This is a genomic window from Sphingobacterium sp. UBA6645 (assembly GCF_002455685.1).
GTDB classification, from domain to species: Bacteria; Bacteroidota; Bacteroidia; order Sphingobacteriales; family Sphingobacteriaceae; genus Sphingobacterium; species Sphingobacterium hotanense.
The window spans coordinates 1-17,335 of the sequence record NZ_DKLH01000021.1 but is presented as its reverse complement, the minus strand read 5'-3'; the positions used below and the strand labels follow the sequence as shown (position 1 = coordinate 17,335).

14 protein-coding genes are annotated in these 17,335 nt (G+C 40.7%); 9 read left to right on the top strand and 5 right to left on the bottom strand.

Going from position 1 to position 17,335, the window contains the following annotated elements; translation table 11 throughout:
- Positions 1-100: 100 nt before the first annotated feature.
- The gene (locus B2400_RS03530; protein ID WP_149526699.1) at positions 101-1,873 is read right to left on the bottom strand and encodes an ABC transporter ATP-binding protein; all 1,773 of its coding nucleotides are present in this window, start codon (positions 1,871-1,873) and stop codon (positions 101-103) included.
- A 302-nt stretch (positions 1,874-2,175) separates the two neighbouring features.
- On the opposite strand from B2400_RS03530, the gene B2400_RS03525 reads away from it, so the two are divergent.
- The 4 genes from B2400_RS03525 to yajC are packed head-to-tail and all read left to right on the top strand — an operon-like array spanning position 2,176 to position 5,030.
- Positions 2,176-3,246: a Glu/Leu/Phe/Val family dehydrogenase gene (locus tag B2400_RS03525; RefSeq protein ID WP_149526698.1), complete on the top strand. Its 1,071-nt coding sequence runs from the start codon at positions 2,176-2,178 to the stop codon at positions 3,244-3,246.
- Between the two features lie 45 nt (positions 3,247-3,291).
- The gene (gene nusB / locus B2400_RS03520; protein ID WP_187773870.1) at positions 3,292-4,242 is read left to right on the top strand and encodes a transcription antitermination factor NusB; all 951 of its coding nucleotides are present in this window, start codon (positions 3,292-3,294) and stop codon (positions 4,240-4,242) included.
- A gap of 5 nt (positions 4,243-4,247) precedes the next feature.
- A complete protein-coding gene (locus B2400_RS03515) occupies positions 4,248-4,685 on the top strand; it encodes a DUF1573 domain-containing protein (RefSeq protein WP_246172266.1) in 438 nt (145 codons plus the stop codon).
- Between the two features lie 30 nt (positions 4,686-4,715).
- Positions 4,716-5,030, top strand: coding sequence for a preprotein translocase subunit YajC (gene yajC, locus B2400_RS03510; protein ID WP_149526696.1), 315 nt, complete (start codon positions 4,716-4,718; stop codon positions 5,028-5,030).
- Between the two features lie 57 nt (positions 5,031-5,087).
- Here yajC and rlmF read toward each other — a convergent pair whose 3' ends face one another.
- Positions 5,088-5,975, bottom strand: coding sequence for a 23S rRNA (adenine(1618)-N(6))-methyltransferase RlmF (rlmF, locus tag B2400_RS03505; protein WP_149526695.1), 888 nt, complete (start codon positions 5,973-5,975; stop codon positions 5,088-5,090).
- A gap of 33 nt (positions 5,976-6,008) precedes the next feature.
- On the opposite strand from rlmF, the gene B2400_RS03500 reads away from it, so the two are divergent.
- Positions 6,009-7,610, top strand: coding sequence for a Na+/H+ antiporter (locus B2400_RS03500; protein ID WP_149526694.1), 1,602 nt, complete (start codon positions 6,009-6,011; stop codon positions 7,608-7,610).
- Between the two features lie 738 nt (positions 7,611-8,348).
- Here the strand turns inward: B2400_RS03500 and B2400_RS17835 are convergent.
- Both B2400_RS17835 and B2400_RS03495 read right to left on the bottom strand, forming a co-directional pair.
- A complete protein-coding gene (locus B2400_RS17835) occupies positions 8,349-8,510 on the bottom strand; it encodes a PLDc N-terminal domain-containing protein (RefSeq protein WP_394344169.1) in 162 nt (53 codons plus the stop codon).
- Positions 8,511-8,626: 116 nt separating this feature from the next.
- Positions 8,627-9,496, bottom strand: a complete 870-nt coding sequence (locus tag B2400_RS03495) for an aminoglycoside 6-adenylyltransferase (protein ID WP_394344168.1) — start codon at positions 9,494-9,496, stop codon at positions 8,627-8,629.
- Between the two features lie 177 nt (positions 9,497-9,673).
- Between B2400_RS03495 and B2400_RS03490 the strand changes: the two genes are divergently transcribed.
- The gene (locus B2400_RS03490; RefSeq protein WP_293930855.1) at positions 9,674-10,480 is read left to right on the top strand and encodes a hypothetical protein; all 807 of its coding nucleotides are present in this window, start codon (positions 9,674-9,676) and stop codon (positions 10,478-10,480) included.
- An 83-nt stretch (positions 10,481-10,563) separates the two neighbouring features.
- On the opposite strand, the gene purL is transcribed toward B2400_RS03490, so the two are convergent.
- Positions 10,564-14,238 (bottom strand): phosphoribosylformylglycinamidine synthase, encoded by a 3,675-nt coding sequence (purL, locus tag B2400_RS03485; protein WP_293930852.1) that lies wholly within the window; start codon positions 14,236-14,238, stop codon positions 10,564-10,566.
- A gap of 302 nt (positions 14,239-14,540) precedes the next feature.
- Between purL and B2400_RS03480 the strand changes: the two genes are divergently transcribed.
- Genes B2400_RS03480 through B2400_RS03470 form a run of 3 tightly spaced genes read left to right on the top strand, consistent with a single transcriptional unit; the run spans position 14,541 to position 16,924 of the window.
- The gene (locus B2400_RS03480) at positions 14,541-15,356 is read left to right on the top strand and encodes a hypothetical protein (RefSeq protein ID WP_246172264.1); all 816 of its coding nucleotides are present in this window, start codon (positions 14,541-14,543) and stop codon (positions 15,354-15,356) included.
- Position 15,357: 1 nt separating this feature from the next.
- Entirely contained in the window at positions 15,358-15,948 is a 591-nt protein-coding gene (gene coaE, locus B2400_RS03475) for a dephospho-CoA kinase (protein WP_293930847.1), read from the top strand.
- 4 nt (positions 15,949-15,952) lie between these two features.
- Positions 15,953-16,924, top strand: a complete 972-nt coding sequence (locus B2400_RS03470; RefSeq protein ID WP_149526687.1) for an MBL fold metallo-hydrolase — start codon at positions 15,953-15,955, stop codon at positions 16,922-16,924.
- The last annotated feature ends 411 nt before the right edge of the window (positions 16,925-17,335 follow it).

The window sequence follows — 17,335 nt, the reverse complement described above, 5'->3', positions numbered from 1 at the left end:
TCTCATAATTTTGCGTGGCTAATATGCGCTAACACAAAATAAATGAAATCTTTTGAAATATTATGAAATTCAGAGAGAAATAATTTTTCCTTAAATTAAGTTATGATTCTAGTAATTGTTTCTCGTAAAGAGAACTATATTCTCCTCCCAAGGCGAGTAATTCTTGATGGGTGCCGCGTTCGATGATTCGGCCCTGATCGATTACTAAAATCTGGTCTGCATTTTTGATAGTCGAAATTCGGTGTGCGATGATGATGGACGTTTTTCCTTTCATAATACGACCGAGATTATGAAGAATCTCTTCTTCGGTTTTAGTATCAACCGCAGATAGGCAGTCGTCAAAGATGAGGATATTTGGGTCTTTTACTAAGGCTCGAGCTATAGAGACACGTTGTTTCTGACCTCCCGAGAGGGTAATCCCGCGTTCACCGATATGTGTTTCAAAACCTTCTTCAAAGCCCTTGATATTATCATAAACTGCAGCATCTTTAGCAGCTTGCTCAATGCGTGGCATGTCAACCTCATCCAATCCGAAGGCAATGTTGCGAGCAATGGTATCGGAAAATAGAAATACCTGCTGCGGTACAAAACCGATCTGCTCGCGTACGGCATGAGTTTTATAGGTTTTAATATCCTTTCCATCATAAAGAACTGCTCCGGAATCGACGTCGTACATCCGTAATAGTAGATTTGCAATCGTGGATTTTCCTGATCCTGTCTTACCAATAATCGCCATGGTCTTGCCAACAGGGATGTGAAAACTGATATCATCTACCGCTTTAATGCCGGTATCAGGATAAGTAAAAGATATATTGTCCACACGAATATCGCCCGCTATTATTGCATCGCTGCTTCCTTCTTCAATTTCAGAACGCGTTTTTAGGAACTCGTTGATACGCTTCTGCGAAGCGGCTGCGCGCTGAATAAGTGATGTAACCCACGCTAAAGACATGGCAGGAAAGGTCAGTTGATTCACATAGATAATGAACTCTGCAATGTTCCCGGCGGTGATATTTCCATCGTTCACCTCCAAACCGCCAATGTAAACCGTTATAATGGTACTAAATCCTACCAAAAAGATAATCAATGGAAAGAAGATAGCCTGCACCTTAACGAGATTCAGGTTAATGTCTTTGTAGCGATCGCTTTCTACTTTAAAAGAATTCATCTTGTCCTTTTCGCGCGTATAAGTTTTGATTACGCGAATTCCGGAAAATGTTTCTTGAACAAAAGAGGAAAGATGTGATAATTGACGCTGTATTCGTTCGCTCCGTCTATTGATAACCTTATTTACAAAAAGTATCAATACCGAGATAATAGGGATGGGAAGTAGGGAGTAGGTCGCTAACTTCGCATTAACATTATACATGGCATAGATAATCATGATCGACAATACCACTGTATTGATCGCATACATAATTGCCGGACCTAAGTAATTTCTCACCTGGTTAACATCTTCGGTCGCACGGTTCATCAGATCGCCAGTATTGTTTCGACGATAGAAAGCAAAGTCAAGCTCCTGGTAATGTTGATATATTTCGTTCTTTAAGTCGTATTCTATATGACGTGACGTTAGAATCAAGGTTTGGCGCATCATGAAAAGGAATATCCCTCTCAATAAGGCTAGCACGAGAACTACAATACCAAAGAACAGCAGACTATTTCCGAATATTTGATAGATCAAACCTTGACGTTCGAAGCCATCGTACAAGCGATAAAGGTCGATATTCTCTTTTACCAAGTCGAAAGCTTCTCGTATAACCTGCGCTGGTAAAATACCAAAGTAGTTGGATATGATGACGAAGATGACACCAGGGATAATTTGCCAGCGATATTTATAGAAAAACTTATTGAGGTAGGCGAGTTGTTTCATGCAAGAACAAAAGTAAGGGATAATTTTAATATTAGTAGGATGAAGGCAAACCTTAGTGTTAAATAGATGTCAATATAGGTTCTATCTCTTCAAAATAGGAGCAGTAGCAAATTTATTTTAATTGCTGTAATTGTTTAGCAGGTTGATAATACAAAGCGGTAAACATTTTAGAATTTGAAGTAAATTGGAATACAAGCTATATAAAATTTCAAATCTAACGTCGGTAACCTAATTATTTGCGTGTAGATACGATTCCATGCAAAAATATTGCTACTTTTGTAGCTGTAAAATTATGTTCAATTATGCAAAGGGATAATTCCTCACTTTTCGACTTGATGCGTATATCTGACCATCAAAACCTATTTTTCTGTAACGACAAAGAGGTCGGATTAAAAGCAATCGTAGCAATTCATGACACCACATTAGGGCCAGCGATCGGCGGTGTCCGTATGTTACCATACGCAACAGAGGCTGAAGCTATTGAGGATGCATTGCGTCTTTCAAAAGCGATTACCTATAAATCCTCACTTGCAGGTTTAAATTTAGGTGGTGGTAGTGCAATCATTATCGGTAATAATAGAACAGAGAAATCAGAAGTATTGATGCGTCGCTTTGGACGTTTCATCAATGGTTTGAATGGTAATTTTATTGCTTCTATCGATGTAGGTACTACGCAAAAAGATCTAGAACATATCCATGCAGAAACAAACTACGTAGCTGGTTTGCCAACTTCATTGAATGGGGCAGGTGACACTACAGTATTTGCTGCAAAAGGTGTTTACTACGGAATTAAAGCGGCTATCAAAGAGCTTTACGGAGATGATAACCTTGCAGGTAGAAAAATTGCTGTACAAGGTGTAGGAAGCGTAGGCGAGCATTTGGTATCCTTATTACGTGCAGAGAATGCGCGTGTATATGTTTCGGATATGACTGAAGAGCGTAAGATGAAGATCGCTGCGAAATATAAAGCAGAGCCTATTACTTATTCCACAAGTTTTGAACTAGATGCTGACGTGTATGCGCCATGTGCTTTGGGTGGAACAGTTAACCCAGATACAGTTCCGCGTATGCGTTGTAAGATCATCGCCGGTTCAGCAAACAATCAGTTGTTAGACGAAGAGGTAACAACTCTATTATTAAAAGATAACAATATTCTTTATACGCCAGACTTTTTGATCAACTCAGGAGCTTTAATTAGCTGCTTCTCGGAGTTGGAAGGCTATGGTGCTGATCGTACAGATTACTTGATCCGCCATATCTACACAGCGACAAGACACGTGATCCAAAAGGCTAACGAAGAAAATATTTCTACACATCAAGCAGCAAAAGAGCTTGCGGAAAAGCGTATTTCCGACATGAAGAAATTAAGATAATAGTATAATATCGTTCTTTATTAAACATTCGTTCTTTATAAAATTATGCTAAATAGAAGACACCTTCGGGTTAAGGTCATGCAAGTATTGTATGCCTACAGTTTATCGGAAGATAAAAACCTTCCTGATTTTGAGAAAAGTCTACTGAAAAATGTAGAGGAAGTTGATGAGATGTACATATGGACACTGAATCTATTGGATGAAGTGGCAGAGTATGTATTGATAGATGTGGAAGGTATTGCCAATAAATGGATCCCTTCGGTGAAAGATCAGACGTTTTCTTCAACGAAATTAAATAGCAATACGTTCATTGAGTCTTTACGTCAAAATCGTGAGTACTTAGAGAAGGTAAAGCGTTATAAAGTTGATTGGAGCTATGACCCAGAAATTGTCCGTTCTATCTTCGCTCAGCTTAAAGAGTCTGAGGCTTACTTAGAATACTTAGAACAAGAGGATCGCTCTATCTCAACGGAGAAAGATATCATCAAATATATCTTCAAGAAATTAATTCTAAAATCAACAGACGTAGAACAGGCTTTCGAAGCTCGTTTTATCAACTGGCCGGTAGACCGCGAGGTTTTACAAGCCATGATCGCCAAAACATTCAAAAACTTTAGTAGCGAAGTTCCCGCAAAAAATCAGCTAGCAGACTTAACGCCAAGTTGGATTGAGGATAAAGATTTTATCCTAGACCTATTGAAGCTGACGATTAAATATGCAAAAGAGTATCAGGAACTTATCTCTGAGAAGACCAAGAATTGGGAAGCCGATCGTATCGCATTGATCGATAACTTATTGATGCGCATGGCTATAACCGAGTTAATCCACTTCCCAACGATCCCTGTAAAAGTAACAATTAACGAGTATATTGAACTTTCTAAGGCATTTAGTACTCTAAAAAGTAGTACCTTTATCAATGGTATCTTAGACAAGATTTTATCCGACCTTACTACTCAACGTCGTATTAAGAAGGAGGGTAGAGGTCTAATCGCATAATTACTATGAAAAAACTAAGCCTAGTATTGTTTGCAAGTGCTTTAATGTTTACAGCTTGCAATAATAACAACAAAGAAAATACGAACGGAAGTCAAGATTCTACAGCAGTTGCTAAGGCACAAGAGGGGGCAGGAAGAATGGAGTTTGAAGAAGAAGCTTTCAACTTCGGAACCATCAAAGAAGGCGAAGTTGTAGAGCATGTTTTCAAATTTAAGAATACGGGGGATTTCCCGGTAGTATTGGCTCAAGTATCCGCTAGCTGCGGTTGTACAACTCCAACTTATACTTCTACCCCAGTAAAACCAGGGGAATCTGGAGAAATTTCCGTGAAGTTTGATAGCAACGGCCAAGTAGGACAACAACAGAAAATTATCACTATCGCTTCTAATGCAGAAAAGCCAGTAACAACGGTACAGCTTAAAGGCGAAGTTGTAGTGAACTAACAGCAAACAAATAAATTATAATAAAACAAGATGATTTCAACTATTTTATTACAAGCAGCAAGTGGAGGTGGATTAATGCAATTCCTTCCAATTTTATTAATGGTAGTGGTATTCTATTTCTTTATGATTAGACCACAAATGAAAAAGCAAAAAGACCATAAAAAATATATCGAAGAATTAACTGTAAACTCTAAAGTGGTAACTACAGCGGGTATTCACGGAAGAATCGTTGAAGTAGGTGATACTACGTTCTTAGTAGATGTAGGTAATGGTGTTAAGATCCGTTTTGATAAAACTGCCGTTGCATTAGATGCTTCTAAGGCTGCAAATGCGAAAACTGCGTAAGCAGCGCAAAATAGCGTATAAAGAAAAGGGCTATCTGCATGTCAGATAGCCCTTTTCTTATTTCTTGTCACTTAGTTTCCAAGCGAGGATCCTATTGATCTTATTGCCTTGCGACATATTGATCACTTGAATGTCCGCCACTTTATGGTATTCTAGAATAGCCCGCAGTGGTTTAATATTCTCCTTGTTGGATACCAAGGTTGTACAATATCCTATCTGATTTTTAAACGTGAAGCTATCGTAGATTAGCTGGGTAATGAACTTCTTTTCACCACCATCTGTCCACAACTCAGTGGAGAGCCCTTGGTAGTTGGAGTTCGCGTCTTGTGATATACGAAGGTTTTTATTTTTTCTCGACACTTGTGCTTCATGATCCTCTTGCGACTTAAAAAATGGAGGATTACACATGATCGCATCATAATATTCCTTCGGGAGGATGATGTCCTTCAGTATATTTTTCGGATTATTCTGCTGTCTTAAACGGATGGACTTTGCCAATTCCGGATTATCCTTAAGAATCGCATTGCCATTCATGAGTGAAGGGACATGCGTTTCAGATCCCGTAAAAAGCCAGCCATATTCTTTAACGCCTAAAATAGGGTAGATGATGCTAGAGCCGGTGCCTATATCTAAAATATGGACGCCTCTACCTGTTTTTCCACCAAGCAAATCCGCTAGATAATGTATATAATTTAAACGACCAGGAACCGTTGGTACCAAACTTTTTGGCAAAACGCGCCAACCTTTGATACCATAAGTTGTTTTTAATAAAGCCTTGTTCAGGTGGAATACGGCCTCTGGGTGCGTGAAGTCTATCGACAAATGGTCATGGTCCACCTGAATGATATACTTGCGCAAATCGGGCGTATTCTTAGCCAGTTGTTCAATAATGTAAGCCTTATTGAACTTATTTCTGGGATGTAAATTTTTTGAGATATTTTCCATTAATTTTATGCACACAAAGATACCTATTAATAAATGATTGAATCTAATATTTTGTTGGTCATGGTGCTATTTTTCTTCATGGCCATGTTATTCGTGATTAGTCAGCGCTTTAGTATTTCATATCCTATCCTGTTGGTTATCGGTGGATTAGCGATATCGTTGATTCCCGGAATGCCCGAAGTTAGCATCAATCCTGATATTGTATTTCTTATTTTCCTGCCGCCTTTGCTCTTTGAAGCCGCCTGGTATACCTCATGGAACAGCTTCTGGAAGTATAAAAGGTCTATTATGATCATGGGCTTCGGTTTGGTGTTTGTTACATCGCTAGCCGTCGCTTATCTTTCTGTACAGATTATTCCGGGCTTTACGCTAGCCTTAGGATTTCTCTTGGGTGGGATTATTTCCCCACCGGATGCTGTCGCTGCAACCTCTGTTCTCAAAGGCGTAAATATGCCGAAACGTGGTATCACATTGTTGGAGGGCGAAAGCTTAGTCAATGATGCAGCCTCTCTTACCGTATTCCGACTAGCTTTAGCGGTGATCATTACAGGAAGTTTCGAACCGCAAGAGGCCATCGTCAATTTCTTTACGCTTGCCATTATGGGGATATTTGTCGGCTTGGTGATTGGGCATATCCTTTATTTTTTCCTCCGTTATGTTGCTAAATCGTCGAGTATCACAACCCCCATCACATTGATCGCCCCATATATTATGTATATCGTTGCGGAGCATTTCGAATGGTCGGGTGTGCTAGCTGTCGTAGCGGGTGGTCTGTTTTTATCATTTCGCGCGAAGGATTATATGGATTATCATACGCGCATTCAAACGCGCGAAGTATGGGATACAGTAGGATTTCTGTTGAACGGCTTCGTGTTTATCCTCATTGGTCTTGAGCTTCCCATAATTATTGCGGGGATTGAAGACGTCTCGATGGAGTGGGCAATTCAGATGGCCTTATGTATTACAGCGATTATTATCGTCTTACGGATCGTATTTATCTATGGAGCGGCTTTTATCCCAAGAATGATTTTCAAAAGCGTTCGGAAGAACGAAGCCTCGCCGGGATGGAAACTTCCCCTAGTCATTGGTTGGGCAGGTATGCGGGGTGTTGTGTCGCTGGCCTCAGCGCTGGCAATCCCCCTTACTTTGAGCGATGGAACAGCATTCCCGCATCGTAACCTTATATTATTCATCACCTTCGTTGTCATTCTGATCACCCTCGTCGTACAAGGGCTTTCATTGCCGTGGCTTATTAAAGGAATAAAATTGGAAGGTAATTCCGAGGAGATTCCGGAAGAGGTTCAGATTGAAGCGATCCGCTATCGTTTGGCACGCGAGGGTATGAAGCTTGTCGAAGAAAAATATGCCAATGAACTGCGGGAGAGCTTTACTGTAAAAGCGATTTACACGCAAATGAAGCGACGATTAGATACTTCGGCTTCCAGTATCGACGAAGAGTCTAAAATCCGAATCGCCAATGAAAAAGACCTCTATAAAAGAGTGACACAAGACGTCATCAATCAACGCCGGAAAACATTATATGCCATGCATACCGAGAAGAAATACGACGATGCGCTCCTTAGAGAATTGGAACATAATCTTGATCTCGAGGAATCGAGATTAAACCGAAAGTAAATAAATAGGTATCCCCAAGGTAACTGGAAACCTTTAGTAACTCATAGTGTAGGAATCAAATAAAGATTGTAACTTAACAAATAATTAATAATAATCGTTTTTAGGGAGTTTATTATACTTATAGATTCCTATCATTCATGAGATATAGTTTCCACACTGTATATTAATATAAACGACGTTTTTAAAATGGTAATGAGAATAGCTATCCTCGAAAGAGGGTAGCTGTTTTTTTTATGCTTACGCGAGCGAAATGTTCGAAGGATTATCAGGATCGGGAGTTTTGTCTGAACCAGGAAAGGAAGGATGAAAGGATTATCAGGATTGGGAATTTTGTCTGAACCAGGAAAGGAAGGATGAAAGGATTATCAGGACGAGAATTTTGTCTTGAACTAGGAAAGGAAGGATACAAGGATTATCAGGAAAGGGAATTTTGTCTGAACCAGGAAAGGAATGATGAAAGGATTATCAGGATCGGGAGTTTTGTCTGAACCAGGAAAGGAAGGATGAAAGAATTATCAGGATGGGAATTTTGTCTGAACCAGGAAAGGAAAGATGAAAAGATTGTCAGGATCGCGTCTGATATCTAATGTCTCCTATCTAATATCTTGTCCGAACCAGGAAAGGAAAGATGAAAAGATTGTCAGGATCGGGTCTGATATCTAATGTCTTATATCTAAGATCTAACTTCCGATTTAGGGTCTAAATACTAACTACTAAATACTAACTACTACCCAAAGGCTAGGCTTGCAGCTGCGCGTGGCGGTTTTTGATTCGCTTGTTGAATAAAAAATAAAACAGACTTCCGAAAAATGGCACCAGTACAATGATCAACGCGATAAGAATCGAGTTGAAAAGATTTAGATGCTTATTTCTAGCGACCTGTATCAAAGCTATGATCATCATAGCCAACGCGCAGATAACAAAGCATTGCCATAAGAACAAAGGAGATGAAAATTGATTTAATACAGCGTCCACAATGGTAAGTCCTAATTTGTGATTAAAGATACATATTTATTTTATCTTTTAAATTTTTGGTGTTGTCTTTCAAAGAATTGTAGGGTTCTATCGGATAAACCATCATCTAGATCAATTTCAAGGGCACTTGACACACCTTCAGCAAACCGCTGAAAAACCTTCAACAGGGCGAAGGAAGCTTGCCAGTTTTCGTTCATATCGGCACCGGCAAATGTAGCTTTTACGAGCGACCATTCTTCTTTCGATAGGTATTTTTCGAACAATCGACCACGCTTATTGCTGCTGACTCCCCAATCGTTATTGGCGCCGATATACCATTCAATCATGGGTTCTAAATAGTCCAAACGAATGATGTGCTCAAACATAAACTTATAGTAGAACAGATCGCCTCGGTTTAGGCACTTTGGTAAGTAACTAACATCCCACCAGAAATCCCGATAGACCTTATTGAACTGCGCTTCGCTTGGCTTCTTGATAATTGAAACCTGATAGGAGGGTGGTAGAAGATTTTGTGTGAGATTATCTTTATCGATCAGCACCCGATAGCCGATATCCCAGTCCTCGGGAAGCTGATTCTTCTGCGTCTCGGCGATGAATTGTTGTTTGCCATATAACTTAAAATCGATTTTATCACCATCTGTATATTGCACCATTTTCATGGCATGTATGCCGTCAAAATAACTTTCATCCTCTTCATATATATTTAAAGGCTCACCAAACTGGTAGATCCTTTCTTTACTATGCTTGTAAATTGTTGGATCGTCGAAGACCAACTCGATATCTAAGTCACTATAAACATCGACAGGCGCCAAGGGATTTACTAGGGAGCTGGTCAACAAGGCTGCTCGTATGTCCGGATTGCTGGTAATCCATGTTTCAACTTCTTTTAGTTTTGTATCTCGACTAGACATTTTGTTGTTATCCATAAACTACAATTTAACGAAAAAATCCAACTCTCGAATGATAAAACTTTATGCAGGAGAGTATTCTAAACAACTTGTTTGAACACCGAATTTATTTAAACCGAAATTACCATATACTGCATTTAATTTGCGTGAGTTATAGGAATTTAATTACAAGAAATACCTATGAAAAGAAATCCTCTTATTTTGCTTTTAACTGGGATTGTTATGCTTTTTTCTGTGAGTTGTTCTAAGGACGACGTAGGAGAAGATTTAGCGAATGCAAGCCACAAAAACGTAACTTACACAGTCGCAGTAGCACCTTATCGTTCGGCAGGTGCACGTGTATATCTGAGCGAACAGCCTTTTACAACTTACGACAAGTTTACTCCATTGAAATCTTTGCCAGTTGGTGCCTTCAAGACCGGAACTGATTCTGTTACATTTAATGTCAGTGAGTACGTCGGAAAGACCCTTTACGCAATTACTTTGCGTAAGAAATTGCTTAGCGATGGTTACTATTGCATCACCAGCACCTCGAAGACACAGTCGCCGAGCTTGCTTAAGTTTACAGTGAAAGAAGGCGAACCGGTTTCACATGTTGCCATGGTCATTAGCGAGCCCGCTGCCGGAACTTATACAAGGGATGTTGCGAAGTTAGCATTGACCGTGAAAAAAGGATCGACGCCAGTGGCTAATCGTGAAATCTACTGGTATGGCGCAGGAAATCGCTTATCCGATGCGCTGATCAAGAATATCGAAACGCACTATGCCCTAACGAAAGGTGAGGTGCTTCAGAAATTGATTACCAAAACCAATGCGAGTGGTGTAGCAAACATGAACATCACGATTGATGAAAGAGGCATATATGGTTCGGGAAATAACGCGCAAAACTTCAACAAGAATGTATTCTTCGTAATGGAAGGTGGAAAAGTGAAAGTAATCAATATTGATATGAATGCTTTAACAGTCGCAAAAACACTGTCTATCTAACGAATCTTCGATTAATCACATGATAAATAACAAGGGGCTTTCTTTTTAGAAAGCCCCTTGTTTCATATTGCGTTATTTCCAACTTATTTGTTTTGATTTTCGATCCATTGGCGCGCATTAACAAATGCTTCTAACCAAGGAGTCACTTCGTCTTGACGTCCTTCTGGATAGTTAGCCCAGTTCCATTGGAAAGTGGAGCGTTCGATATGTGGCATAGTCACTAAGTGGCGACCTGTCTTATCACACATCATCGCGGTGTTGAAGTCAGATCCATTAGGATTATGCGGATATTGATCATAAGCATACTTCGCAACGATGTTGTACTGATCCTCAGATTCTGGAAGATTGAATTTTCCTTCACCATGTGAAATCCATACACCTAAAGTGCTGCCTGCTAATGTTGACAACATAATCGAATTGTTCTCCTGTACTTTCACCGAAACAAAGTTAGACTCGTGTTTCTGCGAATTGTTATGACGCATCTTGCCATGAACCTTATGCTCAGGGTTGATCAATTCCAACTCCATGAACAATTGACATCCATTACAGATACCCACCGATAGTGTGTCTGGACGAGCAAAGAATTTATCCAAGGCTGTTTTTGCTTTCTCATTGTACAAGAATGCCCCAGCCCAACCTTTTGCCGAACCTAATACGTCAGAGTTGGAGAAACCTCCAACAGCTCCTATAAATTGGATGTCTTCTAAGGTTTCGCGTCCGCTGATTAAGTCGGTCATATGCACGTCTTTCACGTCAAAGCCAGCAAGATACATAGCGTTAGCCATTTCGCGCTCCGAGTTAGAACCTTTCTCGCGAATAATAGCCGCTTTCGGGCGTGCCTTATTTCCATCGATTGCAGGTTTCTTTCCATCAAAATGCGATGGGAAGTTAAATTGCAATGGTTGGTTCTTGTAGTTGTCGAAACGCGCTTGCGCCGTTCCGTTCTTCGACTGCTTCTGATCCAAAAGGAACGATGTTTTGAACCATGTATCGCGGGTTTCTGCAACATCAAATGTGAAGTTGTCCGCATTGTTTTTTAAGCTTACCGAAGTACCTTCAATTGCCTGTCCAATCTTCACCGCGTCGATCTGCGCCTCAGCCATTGTTTTCTCGAATACAGCATCGTCTTTCGCTTGAAGAACAACCGCTATATTTTCGTTAAACAAGGCTTTTACGCTGTCTTGTTCGTTCAATCCACTCAAATCGTAGTTTGCAGCAAGATTAACGTCAGCAAAACACATCTCTAATAATGTCGTAACTAAACCGCCTGAGCCAATATCATGACCTGCAGCAATTTGATCTTCTTGAATTAGATCCTGAATCGTATTGAATGCGGTTTTGAAGTAGTTCGCATCTTTTACAGTAGGTACTTCCGAACCGATCTTATTGTTGATCTGCGCAAAAGAAGAACCTCCTAATTTGAAGCTATCTTTAGAAAGGTTGATATAATAAATCGAACCAGCTCTTTTGTTCAACGTAGGTTCTACTACTTTATTAATGTTTGTACAGTTTCCTGCGGCCGAAATAATCACTGTTCCCGGTGCAATAACGTTTTCTCCGTTCGGATACTTCTGTTTCATCGACAAGGAGTCTTTACCTGTTGGGATGTTGATTCCTAAAGCGATCGCAAAGTCAGAACAACCTTTAACGGCTTGGTACAAACGAGCATCTTCGCCCTCATTATTACATGCCCACATCCAGTTGGCCGATAAAGAAATACCGCTTAATCCGTTTTTGATCGGCGCGAAAACAATGTTCGACAATGCTTCAGCAATCGCGTTTCTAGAACCAGCTACAGGATCGACTAAAGCCGTTAGCGGCGAATGTCCTACGGTCGTAGCGATACCTTCTGTCGACTTGTAATCCAGCGCCATCACGCCCACATTGTTCAATGGTAATTGCAATGGACCCGTACATTGTTGCTTTGCAACACGTCCACCCACACAACGGTCTACTTTATTTGTTAACCAATCTTTAGACGCGACAGCCTCCAATTGAAGAACTTGATTTAAGTATGCAGGGATTTGATCCGCCTGATAAGATAGGTCAGCGTACTTGCGCTCGACTTTCTTATCGTTCATGATGGTCTTTGGAGATGATCCGAAGAAATCCTCTAAAGCGTAGTCCATCGGTTTAGCACCGGAAGTCGCTGATTCGAAAGTAAAGCGATGATCGTTTGTCACATCACCTACGGCATACATAGGAGCGCGTTCGCGATCAGCAACATCTTTTAGCTTCTGTATATCTTCTTGAGCGATAACCAATCCCATACGTTCTTGGGACTCATTACCAATAATTTCTTTTGCTGATAAGGTTGGGTCACCTACCGGAAGTTTATCAAGGTCGATTAAACCACCTGTATCTTCCACTAGTTCTGATAAACAGTTTAAGTGTCCACCAGCACCATGATCATGGATCGACACAATAGGGTTATGATCGGACTCTACAAATGCACGAATAGCATTCGCAGCACGCTTCTGCATTTCTGGGTTTGAACGTTGGATAGCATTCAACTCGATACCTGAACCGAATGCACCAGTATCCGCTGAAGACACCGCTGCACCGCCCATACCAATACGGTAATTTTCACCACCTAAGATAACGATCTTGTCGCCAGCCTCTGGCTGATGTTTTTTAGCTTGATCCAATTTACCATAGCCAATACCGCCAGCCTGCATGATGACCTTGTCGTATCCCAATTTGCGGCCATCTTCCTCATGCTCGAAAGTCAATACCGAACCAGTAATCAATGGCTGTCCGAATTTATTTCCGAAATCCGAAGCCCCGTTAGATGCTTTGATCAAAATATCCATTGGCGTTTGGTAAAGCCACTTGCGCTCTTCCATACCCTTTTCCCATGGACGATCTGCCAATAAGCGAGAGTAAGCCGTCATGTAGATTGCTGTACCTGCTAAAGGCAATGCACCTTGACCACCAGCAAGGCGGTCGCGGATTTCACCACCAGAACCTGTAGCGGCACCTGAAAACGGCTCAACCGTCGTAGGGAAGTTGTGCGTTTCTGCTTTTACAGAAATAACCGAGTCAAATTCTTTCTCCTCGTAGTAGTCAGGTTTATCGCCCGATTTGGGTGCAAACTGTGTAACTCGTGGCCCCTTTACAAAAGCCACGTTGTCTTTATATGCAGAGACAATATCGTTAGGATTTGTCTCTGATGTCTTTTTGATCAATTTGAATAGGGAAGTAGGTTGCTCTTCGCCATCGATAACGAATGTTCCGTTGAAGATTTTATGGCGGCAATGCTCAGAGTTTGCCTGTGAGAAAGCAAAAACTTCCGAATCTGTCAACTTGCGCCCAATCTTGTCTGAAAGGCGGTTAAGGTAATCTACTTCTTCAGGGCTTAATGCTAAGCCTTCAGATTTGTTGTAAGCATCAATATCGGCGATATCCAAGATAGGTTCCGGCGTGATATTAATGGTAAACATATCTTGTGTCAACGCGCTATACTTCTGAGAGATCATCGGATCGAACTCATGGAATTCCGCATCAACTGCTTGAAACTCTTCGATACGAATAATCCCTTCAATGCCCATGTTTTGAGTAATCTCTACGGCGTTAGTACTCCATGGAGTTACCATTGCGGCGCGAGGCCCTACATAGTAGTCATTTAAAGTTTGATCGTCGAGTTTGTTAGCATTTCCAAAAAGCCAGTTTAGTTTAGCGATATCCTCGGTAGAAAGGTCTTTCTGGGTTTGAACAGCATATACTGTGTTCGATTGGTTCACGAAGAAATGAATCATTATGAAAGTGAATTTTGAACGTCCTTCAATTAAAGCACAAAGTTACATATTATTTTATCAATATAAGGCGGAGGATAAGGAACTTTTTGCCTATCCAATCGCTTTTTTTACGCTAATCGGACGATAGCCCAACGATGTGATTTTTAGTTTCAAAATAGTACATTTGTAAAATGGCGATGAGGCGAATCAGTAAAGTGCAAAGACGTAAATTATCTATTTTTTTACGATGCGTACTTATTTCATTTCTAGCGTGGACACTATTTGCGATTTCTAGCGACTATACCTTCTCTAAGAAGGCGAGCATGTCCTACGTAAATCTACCGGAAAGTAAAGCCTTTCACCCTCTGCAATCAGATACCGTTACGGTTAAGTTGAAGATGTCAGGTTGGAAAGTCCTGATGGAGCGCATTCGACCCGATACCGCAAAAATCCAAGTGGATCTAAGCGGTTTGAAAACAAGAAACTTTATCGTATTTGGAAGTCAAATTGGCTTTATCAATAGGCAGTTTCGCCAGGAGGAACAGGTTGTTGCTGTATCTCCGGATACCCTCTACTTCGATTTCTCTAAGCAAACGCAGCGTAAGGTTCCTGTTAAGGCGGTGCATAATCTAACATTCCAAAAACAGTATGGTATTATTGGCGCAACCAAAGCCAGCCCTGAATATGTGACCATCACTGGACCATTAGAGGATGTTGCCAGCATTGAATACTTAGAAACGGATACCATAAAAGGGAAGGATGTCAATACAGATGTTCGTACAGTTGCATATCTCAATAAGCAGCAGCGGACAAACATTACGATTTATCCAACATTCTCGGAGATTGTAATTCCCGTTGGGGAAATTACTGAAAAGGTAATCGAGTTGCCAATAAAGGTGGAGAATGGAAAGCAATATACCTCTGTTCGTATCCTGCCGGGCAAGGTGAAAGCGACGATCCTCGTTGCAGTCAAGGACTATAACAAATGGACTTCCCGAGATTTTGAAGCCGTGGTTGATTTGGAAGCTTGGAAGGATCATAATGTAGAGAGCCTGCCGGTCATACTAACCAAGGTGCCCGAGTTCTGTCAGGTGTTGAGTATTGAACCTCAAAATGTAGATTTCTTTGTTCGTAAGTAGTATGGGATTAAAGATTGGAATTACAGGTGGCATCGGTGTGGGAAAAAGCATAGTAACCAAGCTTTTTAAAGTTTTGGGTATTGCGACCTATGATGCCGACAAGGAAGCGAAGGACATCATGGTCAAGAGTGATGATGTTAGAAAGGCGCTGGTTGAGACCTTCGGTGAGAAGGTTTACTTCGAGAACGGTTCTTTAAACCGTGCTTGGTTGTCAGCTCGCGTTTTCAAGGACGAAACTGAACTCAAAAAGCTGAATGGAATCGTACATCCAGCGGTTATTAAGGCCGCAGAGGATTGGGCTGAAGCCCAGCAAGGGCCTTACAGTTTGAAAGAAGCTGCATTATTATTCGAGAGCGGCTCTTACAAAAGTTTAGATTACTGTATCCTTGTGAGCTCGCCTGAGGATGTTCGCATACAACGCGTGATGGAGCGCGACCAGGTTAGCGAAGAAGAGGTGCGACATCGAATGAGCAAACAAATGCCCGAAGAGGAAAAAGAGGCTTTAGCCGACTTTATTATATACAATGATGATCAGCACAGCCTAATCGAACAAGTGATGGCGCTTCATCAACAATTCTTATCGACTAAATAGCTGTATGGCTGAAATAATTGAAGATTTTCTAGTAAAAAGAGATAAAGGTTACTACTGCGCCTATGGCGACTTTTATGTAGATCCACTCTACCCCGTACAAAGGGCAGTTGTATCGCATGCGCATGGCGATCATGCGAGTCCCGGACATCGAGAAATATATTGCACCAAAGCCACCTCGGCTTTTATGCAGGTTCGGTATCCAAAACAGCCCTTACAATCTTATCAAGTTTTTGACTTCGAAGAGGGGTTCAATATCAATGGGGTGGAGATTGTATTCATCCCCGCCGGACATATATTGGGTTCCGCACAAATTCTGATGGTATACAAAGGGGTAAAATACCTGTACACCGGCGATTATAAACTGCAGGAGGATCCAACTTGTGAGCCCATCAAAATCATCGAAGCAGATGTATTAATAACCGAGACGACCTTTGCGGATCCTAATGTAAAACATCCGGATCCAAAAGTCGAGATATTAAAATTGGATGTTCCAAGCAACATTATGTTGGGATGTTACTCGCTGGGAAAGGCACAGCGTATTACCGCTTTGATGAATCTTTATCTTCCTGATCGAGAAATTCTCGTGCACCATAGTATGTTGCCCCTCCATCGTATTTATGATAGCTATGCAAACTTTCCGATGAAGTATGCACTCTATAACAGGAAGTCGATGAAAGGCGATGAGAAAAATAAAGTTTATCTGGTACCTCCGCTTACATTTAACAGCTATAGACGCGCTAAAAACGTCGTACGGGTATTTGCATCGGGCTGGGCTAGATTACAAGCCAGCAACGATATCAGCTTATATCTCTCTGATCATGTCGATTGGGAAGATATTTTGACCTTTGTGAAAGCTGTTAAACCTAAGGCTATCTGGACTTTACATGGTGATGGCCGGCAGCTGCATGCACATTTATCAGAAAATTTAATAATCCGCGACATTTTCGAGCAAACATATAGACCTGATTATTGTTAGTTAATAAATACTAACAATAATAGGAGAGCTATATGAACAAATTCTTTAGAGCATTAATTGCAGGATGGGGAGCCAAAAAGATGGGCTTGGGATGTTTCGGAACCATCATTGTCTTTATCATTATCTATTACCTTTTAGGATATTTGTAGGAAAAAAAACTTTCATGTTCCATTGAGTTAAACCATAAAAATGAAAGTTCTTGATGGCCAAGAAAAAGACACGCGGAAAAAAAATGAAGGTGTCTAAAAAGGCACCTTCTTCTGTTTTATAGCTTTTGCGATTTCATTACTGTTTTCATTTTTGAGTTTTAAGCAGTAAGTCGATATTTTATGGTTTTAACGCTCATGAATCGAATTTTTATTGTATATTGTGTTTTATCGCTATAACCATTCCCAAAGAAGACATCGTTTG

Bases quoted from the DNA above. Each gene is read 5' to 3' on its own strand.
- coaE (WP_293930847.1), top strand. From the start codon at position 15,358: ATGGGATTAAAGATTGGAATTACAGGTGGCATCGGTGTGGGAAAAAGC.
- yajC (WP_149526696.1), top strand. From the start codon at position 4,716: ATGATTTCAACTATTTTATTACAAGCAGCAAGTGGAGGTGGATTAATG.
- B2400_RS03525 (WP_149526698.1), top strand. From the start codon at position 2,176: ATGCAAAGGGATAATTCCTCACTTTTCGACTTGATGCGTATATCTGAC.
- B2400_RS03500 (WP_149526694.1), top strand. From the start codon at position 6,009: ATGATTGAATCTAATATTTTGTTGGTCATGGTGCTATTTTTCTTCATG.
- B2400_RS03490 (WP_293930855.1), top strand. From the start codon at position 9,674: ATGAAAAGAAATCCTCTTATTTTGCTTTTAACTGGGATTGTTATGCTT.
- B2400_RS17835 (WP_394344169.1), bottom strand. From the start codon at position 8,510: ATGATCATAGCTTTGATACAGGTCGCTAGAAATAAGCATCTAAATCTT.
- B2400_RS03515 (WP_246172266.1), top strand. From the start codon at position 4,248: ATGAAAAAACTAAGCCTAGTATTGTTTGCAAGTGCTTTAATGTTTACA.
- B2400_RS03470 (WP_149526687.1), top strand. From the start codon at position 15,953: ATGGCTGAAATAATTGAAGATTTTCTAGTAAAAAGAGATAAAGGTTAC.
- B2400_RS03480 (WP_246172264.1), top strand. From the start codon at position 14,541: ATGTCCTACGTAAATCTACCGGAAAGTAAAGCCTTTCACCCTCTGCAA.
- nusB (WP_187773870.1), top strand. From the start codon at position 3,292: ATGCTAAATAGAAGACACCTTCGGGTTAAGGTCATGCAAGTATTGTAT.
- B2400_RS03495 (WP_394344168.1), bottom strand. From the start codon at position 9,496: ATGTCTAGTCGAGATACAAAACTAAAAGAAGTTGAAACATGGATTACC.
- rlmF (WP_149526695.1), bottom strand. From the start codon at position 5,975: ATGGAAAATATCTCAAAAAATTTACATCCCAGAAATAAGTTCAATAAG.
- B2400_RS03530 (WP_149526699.1), bottom strand. From the start codon at position 1,873: ATGAAACAACTCGCCTACCTCAATAAGTTTTTCTATAAATATCGCTGG.
- purL (WP_293930852.1), bottom strand. From the start codon at position 14,238: ATGATTCATTTCTTCGTGAACCAATCGAACACAGTATATGCTGTTCAA.